General features: G+C 60.7%; 17 protein-coding genes, 1 pseudogene and 1 riboswitch. Of the genes and pseudogenes, 11 read left to right on the plus strand and 7 right to left on the minus strand.

The annotated features are described in order from the left end of the window. Positions 1 to 103 precede the first annotated feature (103 nt). Complete coding sequence (locus QZH45_RS25050) at positions 104 to 1,018, plus strand: glycosyltransferase family 2 protein (protein WP_033034356.1); 915 nt, start codon at positions 104 to 106, stop codon at positions 1,016 to 1,018. After that, positions 1,015 to 1,632 carry a CatB-related O-acetyltransferase gene (locus QZH45_RS25055; protein WP_024778113.1) on the plus strand — a complete coding sequence of 206 codons (618 nt, stop codon included), beginning with the start codon at positions 1,015 to 1,017 and terminating at the stop codon, positions 1,630 to 1,632. The genes QZH45_RS25050 and QZH45_RS25055 overlap by 4 nt, the downstream gene beginning before the upstream one ends. Before the next feature lie 40 nt (positions 1,633 to 1,672). Here QZH45_RS25055 and QZH45_RS25060 read toward each other — a convergent pair whose 3' ends face one another. Continuing rightward, a complete protein-coding gene (locus QZH45_RS25060) occupies positions 1,673 to 2,302 on the minus strand; it encodes a LysE family translocator (RefSeq protein ID WP_024778114.1) in 630 nt (209 codons plus the stop codon). A 126-nt stretch (positions 2,303 to 2,428) separates the two neighbouring features. Between QZH45_RS25060 and QZH45_RS25065 the strand changes: the two genes are divergently transcribed. The 3 genes from QZH45_RS25065 (at position 2,429) to QZH45_RS25075 (ending at position 5,271) form a co-directional block, all read left to right on the plus strand. Then, positions 2,429 to 3,394 carry a 2-hydroxyacid dehydrogenase gene (locus QZH45_RS25065; protein WP_055136164.1) on the plus strand — a complete coding sequence of 322 codons (966 nt, stop codon included), beginning with the start codon at positions 2,429 to 2,431 and terminating at the stop codon, positions 3,392 to 3,394. Between the two features lie 33 nt (positions 3,395 to 3,427). After that, positions 3,428 to 4,426 carry a class I SAM-dependent methyltransferase gene (locus tag QZH45_RS25070; protein ID WP_024778116.1) on the plus strand — a complete coding sequence of 333 codons (999 nt, stop codon included), beginning with the start codon at positions 3,428 to 3,430 and terminating at the stop codon, positions 4,424 to 4,426. A 50-nt stretch (positions 4,427 to 4,476) separates the two neighbouring features. Then, positions 4,477 to 4,597: riboswitch (yybP-ykoY riboswitch) on the plus strand. 89 nt (positions 4,598 to 4,686) lie between these two features. Then, positions 4,687 to 5,271, plus strand: coding sequence for a TMEM165/GDT1 family protein (locus QZH45_RS25075; RefSeq protein WP_024778117.1), 585 nt, complete (start codon positions 4,687 to 4,689; stop codon positions 5,269 to 5,271). Positions 5,272 to 5,408: 137 nt separating this feature from the next. On the opposite strand, the gene QZH45_RS25080 is transcribed toward QZH45_RS25075, so the two are convergent. Beyond that, positions 5,409 to 6,224: a M48 family metallopeptidase gene (locus QZH45_RS25080; RefSeq protein WP_024778118.1), complete on the minus strand. Its 816-nt coding sequence runs from the start codon at positions 6,222 to 6,224 to the stop codon at positions 5,409 to 5,411. A gap of 1,303 nt (positions 6,225 to 7,527) precedes the next feature. On the opposite strand from QZH45_RS25080, the pseudogene QZH45_RS25085 reads away from it, so the two are divergent. Together QZH45_RS25085 and QZH45_RS25090 are read left to right on the plus strand one after the other, a co-directional pair. Continuing rightward, positions 7,528 to 7,722, plus strand: a pseudogene (locus QZH45_RS25085) (HAMP domain-containing protein); the annotation flags it as partial. A gap of 114 nt (positions 7,723 to 7,836) precedes the next feature. Further along, positions 7,837 to 8,580, plus strand: a complete 744-nt coding sequence (locus QZH45_RS25090; protein ID WP_392397197.1) for a methyl-accepting chemotaxis protein — start codon at positions 7,837 to 7,839, stop codon at positions 8,578 to 8,580. 59 nt (positions 8,581 to 8,639) lie between these two features. Here QZH45_RS25090 and QZH45_RS25095 read toward each other — a convergent pair whose 3' ends face one another. From QZH45_RS25095 to QZH45_RS25105, 3 genes are read right to left on the minus strand one after another with little or no spacing between them, the layout of a single operon-like run. Continuing rightward, positions 8,640 to 9,263: an SOS response-associated peptidase gene (locus QZH45_RS25095; protein ID WP_055136166.1), complete on the minus strand. Its 624-nt coding sequence runs from the start codon at positions 9,261 to 9,263 to the stop codon at positions 8,640 to 8,642. Between the two features lie 35 nt (positions 9,264 to 9,298). Further along, entirely contained in the window at positions 9,299 to 9,559 is a 261-nt protein-coding gene (locus QZH45_RS25100) for a putative signal transducing protein (protein WP_024778121.1), read from the minus strand. A 10-nt stretch (positions 9,560 to 9,569) separates the two neighbouring features. Next, a complete protein-coding gene (locus QZH45_RS25105) occupies positions 9,570 to 9,752 on the minus strand; it encodes a CPXCG motif-containing cysteine-rich protein (RefSeq protein WP_033034358.1) in 183 nt (60 codons plus the stop codon). 140 nt (positions 9,753 to 9,892) lie between these two features. On the opposite strand from QZH45_RS25105, the gene QZH45_RS25110 reads away from it, so the two are divergent. Continuing rightward, positions 9,893 to 11,059 carry a 1-acyl-sn-glycerol-3-phosphate acyltransferase gene (locus tag QZH45_RS25110; RefSeq protein WP_033034360.1) on the plus strand — a complete coding sequence of 389 codons (1,167 nt, stop codon included), beginning with the start codon at positions 9,893 to 9,895 and terminating at the stop codon, positions 11,057 to 11,059. 74 nt (positions 11,060 to 11,133) lie between these two features. On the opposite strand, the gene QZH45_RS25115 is transcribed toward QZH45_RS25110, so the two are convergent. Then, complete coding sequence (locus QZH45_RS25115; RefSeq protein ID WP_024778124.1) at positions 11,134 to 11,418, minus strand: hypothetical protein; 285 nt, start codon at positions 11,416 to 11,418, stop codon at positions 11,134 to 11,136. Positions 11,419 to 11,710: 292 nt separating this feature from the next. On the opposite strand from QZH45_RS25115, the gene QZH45_RS25120 reads away from it, so the two are divergent. Next, on the plus strand, positions 11,711 to 11,917 hold the full coding sequence (locus tag QZH45_RS25120; RefSeq protein ID WP_024778125.1) for a hypothetical protein: 207 nt from the start codon (positions 11,711 to 11,713) through the stop codon (positions 11,915 to 11,917). 67 nt (positions 11,918 to 11,984) lie between these two features. Here QZH45_RS25120 and QZH45_RS25125 read toward each other — a convergent pair whose 3' ends face one another. Beyond that, entirely contained in the window at positions 11,985 to 12,569 is a 585-nt protein-coding gene (locus QZH45_RS25125; RefSeq protein WP_024778126.1) for a YajG family lipoprotein, read from the minus strand. Positions 12,570 to 12,770: 201 nt separating this feature from the next. Between QZH45_RS25125 and QZH45_RS25130 the strand changes: the two genes are divergently transcribed. After that, positions 12,771 to 13,004: a hypothetical protein gene (locus QZH45_RS25130; protein ID WP_053191810.1), complete on the plus strand. Its 234-nt coding sequence runs from the start codon at positions 12,771 to 12,773 to the stop codon at positions 13,002 to 13,004. A 735-nt stretch (positions 13,005 to 13,739) separates the two neighbouring features. Next, positions 13,740 to 15,245, plus strand: coding sequence for a malate dehydrogenase (quinone) (gene mqo, locus QZH45_RS25135; protein ID WP_053191812.1), 1,506 nt, complete (start codon positions 13,740 to 13,742; stop codon positions 15,243 to 15,245). Positions 15,246 to 15,268 lie beyond the last annotated feature (23 nt).

Raw genomic sequence — 15,268 nt, forward strand, 5'->3', positions numbered from 1 at the left:
CTGGATCCAAAGGCGAGCATAGGTGTCAGTCCTGTTACAAACAACGGTGGCGGATGAACCTGGCAGGGCCGTCCAGATGCCACCCTTTTCGTTGCGAATCACAATGAATACTGAACTGCCTCCCCAGCAAGCCCCTGAACTGTCGACACCGCCACTGGTGTCGATCGTGGCCCCTTGCTACAACGCCGAGCAATACCTGGAAGAAGCGATGCATAGCCTCTTTGCCCAGGATTACCCAAACGTCGAAGTGATCGTGGTCGACGACGGCTCCACCGACAACAGCCTCGCCCTGCTCCGGCAGTTGCAGCAAACCTACGACTTCCAGCTGCACTCCCAGGCGAATCGGGGTGTCAGCGCGGCGCTCAATCATGGGTTGCTGCATGCCAAGGGCACCTACGTCTCAACCCCCGATCTTGACGACGTGATGCTGCCCCACTCGATCCGGGTCAGGGCCCATTATCTCGACCAGCATCCGAACGTGGGTTGCGTCGGCGCCCTCATCATCTACATGGACAGCGAAGGACACGTCATCAAGGAACAACAGCGCGAGCATGTCCAGGTACATACCTTCGATGACATCCTGCGCGAAGCCGCCGTCATCGGCGCGCCGACTGCGCTGTATCGAATGAGCGCACTGCGTGACGCCGGATTCTATGATCCGCAGCTGCGGGTCCAGGATTTCCAGATCACCCTGCGGATCGCTCATCAGGGTTACGAAATCCATGAGCTTCCCATCTGTGTTACGCGGTATCGACGCCACCCCAATAACCTGTCGAGAAAGTACCGACTGATGCTCAAGGCGGACCTGCAAGCCATCGAACCCTATCGAGACTATCCGGCCTACGAGTCGGCCCGCACGGTGCTGGTGCACAAGGCGTTGAAGTACGCGGTGATCGAAGATCGGAAGGAGGCCTGGCAATTGCTGCGCAGTATTCCGTGGCGTCACCTGAACAAAACCAGTTTCAAGCGGTTCAAGAGGCTGCTCCGGCCACGCTTCACGACAAGGTCCCGACCATGAAATTTTTGCAGAAGCTCAAGGAGCGCAAGGTCCGCAAGCACCTCAAACGTTTGGAAAAGCTCGAAAGGTCTCCCGAAAAGATCCGTCTGCGCTATCCGAAATACCAGATCGGAGTGGGCACCTACGGCATTCCCGAAGTGACCGAATTTGGCGACGACACGGTGCTCAAGGTCGGGTCCTACACGTCTATTGCCCAAGGCGTGAAGATCCTGCTGGGCGGTGGGCATCGCATGGACTGGGTCAGCACGTTCCCGTTCCCATTGATGATCGACGAGGCCAGGCATATTCCCGGCAGCAACCCAACCAAGGGCGATGTGGTGATAGGCAGCGATTGCTGGATCTGTGCCGAGGCCATGATTCTATCCGGCGTGACTATCGGCCACGGGGCGGTGGTCGCCGCCGGAGCGGTAGTCACTCGCGATGTCGAGCCTTACGCCGTTGTCGGCGGCAACCCGTGCCGGTTCATTCGCTGGCGCTTCGAAGAGCCGGTACGACGGGCGCTGTTGGAATCGGCTTGGTGGGAATGGCCGGTGGAGGAGGTCAAGTCGGTGTCAGCATTGCTGTGCAGCGATAACATCGAGGCCTTCCTGGACTATGCCCGTCAACGTCCCTGATCGTTACCCTTTCAGGCGTAACGATCAGGGACGTTGACAGTCAATGCGCTTCGGTAAACGCCAGCTTTACACCGATGGCAACCAGTACCGCACCCATGGTCCGATCGAACCAGTGGCCCATGCGGGCGAATCCGGCGCGCACCCGCTGCTGGCTGAACAGCATGGCCACCATGCAGAACCAGGCGGCCGTTGCGACCGCCAGGTACACACCGTAACCGGCCTGGATCGCCAGCGGCGTATGAGGATTGATCACGACAGTGAACAGCGACAGGAAGAAAAGCGTCGCCTTGGGGTTCAGGCCATTGGTGACGAAGCCTGAGGTGAATGCGCCGCGGGCGGTCCGTTCGCCCACTTCCTTGTGCAGATTCTCCTCGCTCGGCTTGGCCGGTTGCGCCCGCAGCGCCTTGAAGCCGATGTACAGAAGGTACGCCGCGGCGGCCCATTTCAGCGCGTTGAACAGCACGATGGATTGCGACACGATCAGGCCGATGCCCAACAACGAATAGCCTACGTGCAGAAAAATCGCCGTGCCGACGCCCAGCGCCGTCCAGGTCCCGGCGCGGCGGCCATGGGTCACGCTTTCGCGTACCACCACGGCAAAATCCGGCCCGGGGCTGGCAACCGCCAGCAGGTGGATGAGAGCAACAGTGAGGAATTCGGTGAGATACATGGCGGCTCCTTCTAATTCAATCCCGAACTTGTGGCGAGGGAATTTATCCCCTCGCCACAAGGCTGCAATTCATCTGATAGGCTCGCCACCTTACGCCTTCGGCTTCTGACACAAAAGGTACAGTTGATGACGAACACCGTCCGCGCCGTCTTTCTCGACCCCCCGTCCCTGGATCTTGGCGACCTGGACCTGGAGGCGCTGCGCAACTGCTTCAGCACGCTGCACTTGTTTGCGCGCACTACACCGGACCAGGTGATCGAACGACTCAAGGGCGCCACCGTGGCGATCACCAACAAGGTCGTGATCGATGCCGCCGCCATGGCCGCCAGCCCCGAATTGAAGCTGATCCTGATCAGCGCCACCGGTACCAACAATGTTGACCTCACGGCCGCTCGCCATCACGGCATTACAGTGTGTAACTGCCAGGGCTACGGTACGCCATCGGTCGCCCAGCACACGATCATGCTGTTGCTGAACCTGGCGACGCGACTGGCCGATTATCAGAAGGCGGTGGGCGACGGGCGTTGGCAAGAGGCCTCACAATTCTGCCTGCTGGACTATCCCATCGTCGAACTGCAAGGCAAGACCCTGGGCCTGCTGGGCCACGGCGAACTGGGCAGTGCCGTCGGGCGACTGGCGGAAGCCTTCGGCATGCGCGTGCTGTTGGGCCAGATCCCCGGACGTCCTGCCCGTCCTGACCGCTTGCCGCTGGATCAGCTGTTGTCGCAAGTCGATGCCCTGACTCTGCACTGCCCACTCAATGAACATACCCGCCACTTCATCGGCGCGCGGGAACTGGCGACGCTCAAGCCCGGCGCTTTCGTGATCAACACCGCCCGTGGTGGCCTGATCGATGAACAGGCCCTGGCTGACGCCCTGCGCAACGGTCACCTGGGCGGCGCGGCCACCGACGTGCTGAGCGTGGAGCCGCCAACCCAGGGCAATCCGCTGCTGGCCAGCGATATTCCCCGCCTGATCATCACGCCTCACAACGCCTGGGGCAGTCGCGAGGCGCGGCAACGGATCGTTGGCCAACTGACTGAAAACGCCCAAGGCTTTTTCAGGGGTACAGCGCGACGGGTCGTCAGTTGATAAACTGCCGCACTTTTTTTCAAGGAGCAGACCATGGATCCGCGCAGTGAAGTACTGCTTCGTCAGCCCGAACTATTCCAGGGGTCGGTCCTGCTGGCCGGCCTGCCCGCCGACGACCTGCTCGGCCGCTTGCCCGACGCCCATGGCTGGTGCTGGCATGCAGGCGATCAGGCCGCACTGGACGCCCGCTTCCCCGAGCGCAGCCACTTTGGCGTAGACGCCCCTTCCCGTGGGTTCGACAGTGCGGTGGTGTTCCTGCCCAAGGCCAAGGACCTGACGGACTACATCCTCAATGCCGTGGCCTCGCGCCTGGGCGGTCGTGAAGTGTATCTGGTGGGGGAAAAGCGCAGCGGCATCGAAGGGGCTTCCAAGCAGCTCAACCCGTTCGGCAAACCGCGCAAGCTCGACAGCGCGCGGCATTGCCAGCTGTGGCAGGTCACCGTCGCCAACGCTCCAGAGGCCAAGCCCCTGGAAAGCCTGGCCCAGACTTACGAGCTGCCCCTGGAGGAAGGTCCGCTGAAGGTCATCAGCCTGCCGGGGGTGTTCAGCCACGGTCGCCTGGATCGCGGCAGTGCGCTGCTGCTCGAACACCTGGATAAATTGCCCAGCGGCCACCTGCTGGACTTCGGATGCGGAGCCGGTGTGCTCGGGGCAGCCGTCAAGCGTCGTTATCCGCACAACACCGTCACCTTGCTGGATGTGGACGCTTTCGCCGCCGCCAGCAGTCGCCTGACCTTGGCTGCCAACGGCCTGGAAGCTGAGGTGCTGACCGGTGACGGTATCGATGCCGCGCCGATGGGCCTGAACGCGATTCTGAGCAATCCGCCGTTCCATGTTGGCGTCCACACCGATTACTACGCGACGGAAAACCTGCTGCGAAAAGCGGCCAAACATCTGAAAAACGGTGGGGAATTGCGCTTGGTTGCGAACAGTTTCCTCAAATACCAGCCGCTGATCGAAGAACATCTGGGCGTGTGCACCATCAAGGCCGAGGGCCAGGGCTTTCGCATCTACCGGGCCAAGCGCGGTTGAAAGCTTTTTAAGACACAGCACTTGCCCAATCGGATTTGCCTAGGCAGAATCCGCAGCGTCCTAGGGGAGTAGTCTCCCGCGAGCACCCTGCTCGCCCGGCATACGTCAACATACTTGGTCAGCAGACCATGGCGTATGCGGCCCAAGCGTCCGGAACCGGTCGCAGGGTTTGACAAGACCTATGACACGCACACCTTACCCGGGGCGGGGAGGCTGTACGTGTCATAGCCGTGTTGACCCGCCCCTCTAGGAATCACCTGATGCTGGACTCTTTCCTCGTACCCACCACCATCGTTGCGCTGGCCGAAATCGGCGACAAGACCCAATTGCTTGCGCTCGTCCTGGCGGCTCGTTTTCGCAAACCCTGGCCGATCATCGCCGGCATTGTCGCCGCGACCCTGGCCAACCATGCGGCAGCCGGAGCCGTGGGGGCCTGGGTGGGCAGTATTTTCTCGAATGCGGTGTTGCACTGGATCCTGGCAGCGAGCTTCGCCGCCACCGCGCTGTGGACGCTGGTTCCCGACAAACTGGACGACGAAGAAGCGAGCACCGCGCGCAAGTTCGGCCCCTTCCTGACCACGCTGATCGCGTTTTTCCTGGCGGAAATCGGCGACAAGACCCAGATCGCCACCGTGATGCTCGCCGCGCAGTACCCGCAATTGTGGCTGGTGATCATCGGTACCACCGTGGGCATGCTGATTGCCAACGTGCCGGTGGTACTGGCCGGCAATTTCGCCGCCGATAAGCTGCCGCTCACCCTGATCCGCCGCCTGGCCGCCTCGGCATTCTTCATCCTGGCGATTGTGGCGGTGTACAAGGCAATGCAAAGCAGTGGCTGGGTTTAAACCGTGTGATCATTCATCGCGAGCAGGCTCGCTCCCACATTGGGCGCCGGTGTCCACAAAAAATGTGGTCACTGCAAATCCCTTGTGGGAGCGAGCCTGCTCGCGATGAGGCCAGTGGCCTCACCGCATAAGAAAGGTTACTTCTTGGCCTTCTGGTAAAGCGGCATCACCTTTGGAATCGCCGCCTGCAACGAAGCGATCCGGCTGCTGGACGCAGGGTGAGTGCTCATGAACTCCGGTGGTGCGCCTTCCGAGGCCTTGCTCATCTTGTTCCACAAGGTGATGGCGGCGTTCGGGTTGTAGCCGGCGCGAGCGGCCAGTTCGAGGCCGATCAGGTCGGCTTCGTTTTCGTTGGCACGGCTGTTGGGCAAGGTCATGCCGTAGTTGGCCACGGTATCGGCCAGCGCCAGGCTGTCCTGGCTCAGGCCGAACAAGGCACCAGCGCCCTGCTTGGCCATCTCGATGCCGTAGGCCTTGGACATTGCTTCACGACCATGCTCGCGCAGGGCGTGGGCGATTTCATGGCCCATGACCGCAGCAATTTCATCGTCGGTCAGCTTCAGCGAGTCGATCAGCCCGGTGTAGAAAATGATCTTGCCGCCGGGACCGCAGTTGGCATTGAGCTCGTCGCTCTTGATCAGGTTCACTTCCCACTTCCACTGCGCCGAGTCCGGGCGGAACACCGGGGCCTGGGCAATCAGTCGGTCGGCAATGGCCTGGACGCGCCTGGCTTCTTTGCTGGTCTTGTCCAGCACACCCTGGGTGCTCGCCTCGCCTACGGTCTTCTGATAGGACTGGGCGTACATCTGGTTGACCTCATCGGTCGACAACATGCTGAACATGTACTGTTTGCGTTCAACGCCCACAGCGCCGCCGCTGGTGGTATTAACCGATTGGCAACCGGCAAGCAACAGGCTCGTGCCGAGGACACTTGCCATCAACGTCTTGTGCATATTAAAGCTCCCTGGAAACGTGGTCGTATCCTATGCGGTGATTTGTATCGGCGCCAGATATACAACGATGGATTACAGCTATTTCGGACAGCCCCCACCTCCACTCCATTAGCGACATTCACGATTCAAAAACAGTCACCCGACGAACAACGCCTCATGCCAGGCCCTATGAACGCCGATACAAGCTTCAGACGTCATTCCCGCGTCCGGAGCCTTTATGAAATTCAAGTCGATCCAGTTTTCCGTGGCCGCCTTGGCCGGGGCCATCGTGCTCAGCGTGGTCGGGGCCCTGGTCCTGTACGCATTGTTCGCCGGGGCCCGCACCCAGGACATGGTGCAACAACGGACCAAGGCGCAGTTTGAACAACTCATTGAACAACGCCTCAGTGCCCTGGCCCGAACCCAGGCCAGCCTGATCCAACGGGAACTGGAAGCCCCATTGCAGCTCGCCAAGGGGCTTGCCACCACGAACGCGCTAATGGGCATGAAGGGCACGGACGGCAACCCGCAGTTGAAGATTGCTCGCGAGCAGATGATCAGCCTGCTGCGCGAAACCGTCGTGCGCAATCCCAAAGTCCTTGGCGCCTACATCGCCTGGGAACCGAACGCCATCGACCACGATGACGCCAACTACGTCAACAGCCCCGTCGTGGGCATGGAAACCAACGGGCGTTTCCTGCCGTGGTGGTTCCGCAATCAGGACGGCACCCTGGGCCTGGAAAAACTTGCCGACGTGACTGATCAGAAGTTGCTGTCCACCGGTATCCGCGCCAGCGAGTACTACCTGTGCTCCCAAGACAGCAGGAAAGCCTGCGTCATCGACCCGGCGCCCTACCGCGTCGGCGACACCATGACCATGCTCGCCTCGTTCATCGAGCCGATTCTCATCGATGGCAAATTCCAGGGCATCGCCGGCGCGGATCTGTCGGTGAACTTCATCCAGGACATGCTCGTGGCCGCCGATGCCAAGCTGTACAACGGCGCCGGGGAGCTGGCGTTGCTCTCCAGCAACAACCGGTTCGTAGCGTTCACGAAGGATCCGGGCAAACTTGGAGAAAAAGCCAGCGACCTGCTCGACGCCAGTGAGCTGGACAACCTGGGCAAGCTCGGTATGGGCGAGGTGCGTTATGACATCGATGAAGAGCACGGGCACATCGAAGTGTATATGCCGTTCGGCATTGGCGAGACCAACGCCCGCTGGACGCTGATGCTGCAATTGCCGCTGAATGCGGTGATGGCCGACCTGCAAGCGCTGCAGAAAGATCTGAACGACCGGCGCCAGTCCGACATTTTCGGCATGGCGATGGTGGGCCTGGCGATTGCCGGTATCGGCTTGCTGGTGATCTGGCTGGTGGGCCATGGCATTGCCCGGCCACTCAAGCAAATGGTGGCAATGCTCGATGATATCGCCCAGGGTGAAGGTGACCTGACCCGTCGCCTGGTGAGCGATCGCGCCGACGAGTTGGGGGCGATTGCCAGGGGCTTCAACACGTTCCTGAGCAAGCTGCAGGGGATGATCACCCAGGTGGTGACCTCGGTGCAGAGCGTCAGCGACTCATCGGAGCACACCGCCGACATCGCGATCCGCACCAACCAGGGCGTGCACAAGCAGATGTCGGAAATCGACCAGGTCGCCACCGCCGTACACGAGATGACCGCTACGGCTCAGGATGTGGCCCGCAACGCAACCCAGGCCGCCCAGGCCGCCAGTCACGCCGACCAGGCAGCCAGCCAGGGCATGCAGATCGTACGGGATACATCCACGTCCATCGGCGCCCTGGCCGTTGAAATCGGCAAGGCAGTGGGCGTGGTACAGACCCTGGCCAAGGACAGCGAGAACATCAACGCAATTCTCACCGCTATTCGTGGCATCGCCGAACAGACCAATCTGCTGGCGCTCAACGCCGCCATCGAAGCCGCCCGGGCCGGTGAACAGGGCCGCGGATTCGCCGTGGTGGCTGACGAAGTGCGCAACCTGGCGCAGAAAACCCAGCAGGCCACGGAAGAAATCCAGTCGATGATCCAGCAATTGCAGCAGGGTACCCGGGACGTGGTACGGGTGATGGAAGACAGCCAGCACCGCACCGATGAAAGCGTGCAACATGCGGCAAAAGCGGCCCAGGCCCTGGAAACCATCACCCAGGCGGTGTCGGTGATCAACGACATGAACACCCAGATCGCCAGCGCCGCCGAGGAACAAAGCGCCGTGGCCGATGACATCAACCGCAACGTCATCAACATCGGGCAAGTGGCGAACGAAGTGGCGGGCGGCGCGGATGAGTCCAGCGCGGCCAGTGCTGGCTTGACCAAACTGGCAGAGCAGCAGCGGCGGCTGATCAATCAGTTCAGGGTTTAACGGAGAACCCCTGGGGAGCGAGCCTGCTCGCGATAGCGGCAGTAAAGGCGCCACAGGCCTCAAGCCGGGGTCAGGCATTCCGGTCCGTTGAGTTTCGGGTCGTTGACCATGTTGGCCAGCACCCGCTCACGCAGTTGCGCCGGTTCACTTGCCAGCAACCCTTGCAAGGCATACAGGGGCGTTTCGGGATCGAGCCACAGGCGTTGACCCTCTTCGTCCAGGATCAACGGCCTGCGCTGCCCCGCCGCCGGCTGGGTGATGACCGCCGTGCTCAGCCATACCTGCTCCTGCACTGGATACGCTTCCCAGATCGCGGCAAAGCACAACGACGAGCCCTCGCCCGGCGTCAGCCAGTAGGGGCGCTTGCGCGTGCCGCCGCGCCACTCGTAAAAACCGTTGGCCGGCAACAGGCAGCGACGCAGGCGCAAGGCTTCACGGAACATCGGCTGCTCGGCCACGGTTTCAGCCCTGGCGTGGGCCGGGGTACGGGACAGATCAGTCAGCCACGCGGGCGTCAGCCCCCAGCGCGCCCGGGCCAGCTCGCGCTGCCCCTTGGCGCCGGCCCGCAGCATCAATACCGAATCGTTGGGCGAAATATTCCATTGGGCCTTCTGGTCGGCAGGAAAGCCGGGCAAGGCCGCGAAAGCGGGGTTCCAGCGAAACAGGGCATAACGTCCACACATGGGGTAACACGACTCTTGATCGAACGGCCGCCAGCCTAACAGACCAACGTGCCGGGATAGCTCTCCGGCTCATCGCCGGGCACTGGCATCGCCGCATTGTACGCGACGATCAGTTCCCGGGCGTATTGCGCCTGCTCGTCGTCCACCGTCAGCCCCAGCAGGCCCTGCATCGGCAACTCGCCCGCTCCACCCACCAGGTCACGCCCCACCAGATACGCCGTGATGCCCTCGCTGGCGAGCATGCCTTGCAGCAGCTCGCCCTCCATCAGGTTTTCAAGCTCGTAGATTCTTTGCATGGCGCCCCCATCAATCGTTTTCGCTAGAGACCTCGAGAAACCAATCCTCGCCATGCACCTGCAAGTTAAAGTTGATCGGTCGACAACACACCTGACAATCCTCGATATAGACCTGATCCCCGCCGGACAGATCCACGGTCGTCTCAACCTCTTCCCCACAATACGGACAATCATAAAGAGCGGTTTCCAGCATCGCGGTCTCCCAGGTGACTTGTGCGTATAATCGCCGGTCTATTTGCAGGGCTATTTTCGTCTGGCTTATCTTCCAGGCCGTGCCCCGTCGTTTTTTCGATCGAACCTTTAACTTACCCTAGCCGTTTCCAACAAGAGAGCATGATGGGCGAATTCGATGCCATCCGACCTTACGACGACAGCGAAGTCCCAGCAGTGCTGGCCCGGCTGCTCGGCGACAAGGCGTTTCTAGATATCCTCACCCACTTCCGCTTCCCGCGCCTGGCCGGCGCCTTCGGCTGGATACTCAAACCTCTTATAGCGCAAAGATTGCGCCGTGAGTTCGCCAGCGTGACATCGGTCGCCACTTTGCAGGATAAAGTGGAGTTCTACGTCGACCACACCATCGAGCGCGCCACAGACGGCGTGACCTACACAGGGGTGGAGCAGTTCAAGTCCGGCAGTGCCTACCTGTTCATCGCCAACCACCGAGACATCGTGATGGACCCGGCCTTCGTCAACTATGCGGTGTATCACGCCGGCCTGCCGACCCCGCGCATCGCCATTGGCGACAACCTGCTGCAGAAACCTTTTGTCAGCGACTTGATGCGCCTGAACAAGAGCTTCATCGTGCACCGCTCCATCACCGGGCGACGGGAGAAGATGGCGGCCTACCAGTTGCTGTCAGCGTATATCAACCACTCGATCCGCAACGACTGCGCCTCGATCTGGATCGCCCAGGCCGAAGGGCGGGCCAAGGACGGCGACGACCGTACCGAATCGGCCATCCTCAAGATGTTCCATATGAGCCGCAAGGACGAGCCATTCGGCGAGGTCATCCAGTCGCTGAACCTCACCCCGGTGTCGATCAGCTACGAATACGACCCGTGCGACCAGGCCAAGGCTCGCGAACTGTACATCCGCGCCACCACCGGCACCTATACCAAGGCACCGGGCGAAGATGATGTGAGCATTGCCAAGGGCATCACCGGCTACAAGGGCCGGGTGCATGTGAACTTTGCTGCGCCGATCACCGAGCTGTTCGAGGACACCAAGCAGTTGGCCCAGGAGATGGATCGGCAGATTCTCGGCGGTTATCGCCTGTTCCCGGTGCATTACCTGGCTTACGCCCAATGGGCCGACGCCGATCCGCAGTTGCAGGTGCCGAAGGCGGCCGAGGTATTCGGTGCCGATGAACTGGCCAAGGCCCAGGAAGAGTGGCAACGCCGGCTGGATGCGTGCCCGGCGGAACACCGCCCATTCCTGGTGCTGCAATATGCAACGCCGGTGCGTAATCAGTATCGGGTCAAGGCGGGGTTGGGGTTGTAAGACGACGCAGGGCCCTGTGGCGAGGGGATTTATCCCCTCGCCACAGGAGCAACTTTGCTACAGGTCAGGTCATCTCAACCGACCTGCGTGCTGATCCACGACACCAGCAACGCCAGCGCCAGGCAGCCAAAACCGAACCGGTAGAAAAACCGGTTCATGCGCTGGGTCGCCAGATCCAGCAGCGCTTCGAAGCGTTCTTCACTATTGCGATTGCCTGCTTGCAGGTTCGCTCGCGCCCGTTGTTCACGGCGGCGCGTCGCATGCAACACCCAACCGCCAGGGCAGGCAAACAACAAGGCGAACAGGTTGATCAGTTTGGCCGGGTGGAGAGCGAACAACGAAAGCAGATGCAACGACATCACAAACCTCAAGGGGAAACGAAACGGGACACGCCCGGGACCTGCGAGCAAGGCGCGGATTCTACCGAAAGCCCACTGCCCTGCCCTGTTTTTTCCGACCTGTGGGAGCAAGGCTTGCCCGCGATGAAGGCGCCTCGATCCTTGGTAAACCGCGTCAGCTTCATCGCGGGCAAGCCTTGCTCCCACAGAGCTTCGTTGCTGCGGGGCTGAGCTACGGACTCACGTTCACCGTCACGGTTTCGTCATCTGGATAAGCCACCCTGTCGCCCTCCAAACCTGCACGGACCCCGTCATGCTCCACGCCGAAAACCAGGATCGCCTATACCTCATCACGCCCAGCGACGAACAGCAGAACCTCGTCGGCAGCCTGTCCTTCAACGTACAGGACCCGCATTGGCTGGTGTATTGCGTCCTCGGCGGTCATCAACATGCCGACCTGCCGGAGACTGACCTGCTGACGGGCATCAGTATGCTGGAACTGTATTCACAGGCTGCCTAGAAAAGTCGCGAAAAAACCTGAGGGAGCGAGCCTGCTCGCTCCCTCAGGTGGGGGTCCGCCCCGGATCTTACTCAGCCAGCACCTGACCAATGGTCGGGTCCTTGAACAGTCGGGTCAGGGCGTCGCTCAACACATCGCTGACCAGCTTGGTGTTGGTGTCCTGGTTGGGCGCCATGCCGAAACGCTGGTCCAGCGAAGACCCATAACGACCGCTGTAACGGCGATTGGCGTTCTGCACATCAGAACGGAAAGTCGCACCAATGGTGGCTTCGGTCACGTACATGCCTTCCTTGGGCGATTGATACTTGAGTTCGGCCAGGGTTACGGTCAGTTGTGGTGCATTCATAGCGTTCGCGGTAGGGGTGAAGCCCAGCAAACGCACTGCGGCTTCAGCCTGGGCTTGCAGCTTGGGCAGGATCTGCGCGCCCTGTACCGTGATCACGCTGGTTTCCGGATACAGCCCGCCGCGGGTACCGAGCGTCGGCGACGGTCGACCGTCCACCACCCGTACCACCACCGGCTGGCCATGCCCCACAGGCGCCAGCTGGGCGTTGAGCCTGGGTTCCGGGTTAAGTTGTTGCGGGCTGTGGGCGCAGCCGACAAGGGTCAGACTGGTCACAGCGATCAAACCGAACAACAGGCGTTGCAACATGCTCTTCTCTCCAGAATCGGGCACTGACAGACCCGCAGTATAGCGGTGCGCCATCGCGGCGAACCAGCCGAATGAATACTGAAATTTCTGACATGTGCCGCCAATGCCGGTTCCTGTCACCCCTTTGTCACGGTCCTTACACCAGCATGTCATGGCTCGCTGTCAGGCTGTCCACAAGCTCCCCGACACGGAAATCCGGCCATGCGTCTTCTTATCTCTTTGTTCACCCCACGCCCACAGCATCGCAGCTTTGCCCTGCTGGATCGCAACGGCCGCTGCCAGGCGTTCAAGCAATGCAGCCTGCAACCCATGGGTGAAGGCTGGGTGGAAATCGAGGAAATCCGCCTCAACTGGCTGAATCAGCCTTTACCCGCGAGCGCCCGGGTACAGCCGCTTCGTAGTCGCGCGCGCAGTCGCCAGTTGTTGGCCATCTGACCGAATGGCTAATAAAAGTCATTAAACACGACCATTTTCCTGCGTTTCTTCGTTACAATCTCCCCCCGATTATAAGGACGTCTCCTGATCGGGCCTCGCAACACCGCTGATACGCCAGTTTCGGCACCCCGCATCGCCCACAGAGAGCCGCCCACACAGATCGAGTGAAGCTGGCGCGCCTGCTGTTTCCGGGCCAATCACCACTTTTCGCGAATCTGCGGAGCTGTCATTACGCTCGGTCACTGAGCTGTCTGACCGTTTTGCCTGTCATGTACTGCATGGGGCAAGCAATCCGGACACGGTGCCTGGCTGGGACAGCCCTTTTTTGAGGTTCACGTCTTCAAAAGAGCGTGAAAAAACGGGTTTTCACAACTTCACAAGAGTGTGGCGAGCAAATGAAAAGTTTTGCGTCTGAACAAGCACCATTGGCGTCTGAAACAGCCCAACGACACAGGACCGGATATCGCTCAAGAACCGGCGCCTGAAGCCTGTCCACTACGGATTTGGTTGCACGAACGGATGTCTCGGCCATAAGTCGAATTGCCTGCCCGGCGCTGAAATGAGTTCATGTGACTCTTGAGGCCAGGCGGCATGCATCCGTAGCAGTTGCAAAAAATTGCGAAGATTCGGACATGGCGATCCTGGCCATGGGTACCTGGGGCACAACCGACCTGCCCCGTCACTCCTGGCCGCTATGCCGACAATTTGGTGCTGCAGATTTTGGAGACGCGTTAAATGGCGCATAACGAAGCAGTCGATGTAGTTCTGGTAGGGGCCGGCATCATGAGTGCCACCCTGGCCGTGCTGCTCAAGGAGCTCGACCCCGCGATTTCGCTGGAAGTCGTCGAGCTGATGGATTCCGGTGCCGCGGAGAGTTCCAACCCCTGGAACAACGCCGGTACCGGCCACGCCGGTCTGTGTGAGCTGAACTACACGCCGCAGGCGGCCGATGGCAGTGTCGACATCAAGAAAGCCGTGCACATCAACACTCAGTTCGAGGTGTCGAAGCAGTTCTGGACGTACCTGACCAGGAAAGGCACGTTCGGCTCCTCCAAATCCTTTATCGCCCCGGTGCCGCACCTGAGCTTTGTGCAGGGCGAAAAAGGCGTGTCCTTCCTGAAGAAGCGCTTCGAACTGCTGAGCCAGCATCATGCCTTCGCCGACATGGAATACACCGAAGACAAAGGCAAGATGGCCGAGTGGATGCCGCTGATGATGCCGGGCCGTCCGGCCGATGAAGTCGTTGCCGCCACCCGCGTCATGAATGGTACCGACGTCAACTTCGGAGCCCTGACCAACCAACTGCTCAAGCACTTGACCAGCGCCCCCGATACCCAGGTCAAATATTGCAAGCGCGTCACCGGCCTCAAGCGCAACGGCAGCGGCTGGACCGTGAGTATCAAGGACGTCAACTCCGGCAGCAGCCGCGACGTCGATGCCAAATTCGTATTCCTGGGTGCCGGTGGCGCGGCATTGCCGCTGCTGCAAGCCTCGGGCATCGAGGAAAGCAAGGGCTTCGGTGGCTTCCCGGTCAGCGGTCAATGGCTGCGTTGCGACAACCCGGAAGTGGTCAAGCACCACCAGGCCAAGGTCTACAGCCAGGCTGCGGTGGGCTCGCCGCCCATGTCAGTGCCGCACCTGGATACCCGCGTGGTCGATGGCAAGAAATCCCTGCTGTTCGGGCCATACGCCGGCTTCACCACCAAGTTTCTCAAACACGGTTCGATCATGGACCTGCCGCTGTCGGTCCGCGCCGGCAACATCGGCCCGATGCTGGCTGTGGCCCGCGACAACATGGACCTGACCAAGTACCTGATCAGCGAAGTGATGCAATCCATGGAGCAGCGGCTGGAGTCCCTGCGGCGCTTCTACCCCGAGGCGAAAGCCGAGGACTGGCGCCTGGAAGTGGCCGGCCAACGGGTGCAGATCATCAAGAAAGACCCGAAAAAAGGTGGCGTCCTGCAGTTCGGCACCGAGCTGGTGGCAGCCAGGGACGGCACCCTTGCCGCCCTGCTTGGCGCATCGCCAGGTGCTTCGGTGACCGTTTCGATCATGCTGGACCTGATCGAGCGCTGCTTCCCGGACAAGGCCAAGGGAGCGTGGGCTGCCAAGCTCGCGGAAATTTTCCCGGCCAGGGAAAAAGTGCTGGAAACCGACGCGGCCCTGTATCGCAAGATCAACGCGCAGAACAACATCGCGCTGGAACTGGTTGAAGACAGCAAGGCTCAAAGTTACGCCTGACACTGTCTCGTTATAAATAAAAA

It is taken from the genome of Pseudomonas corrugata (genome assembly GCF_050920615.1).
GTDB classification, from domain to species: Bacteria; Pseudomonadota; Gammaproteobacteria; order Pseudomonadales; family Pseudomonadaceae; genus Aquipseudomonas; species Aquipseudomonas corrugata.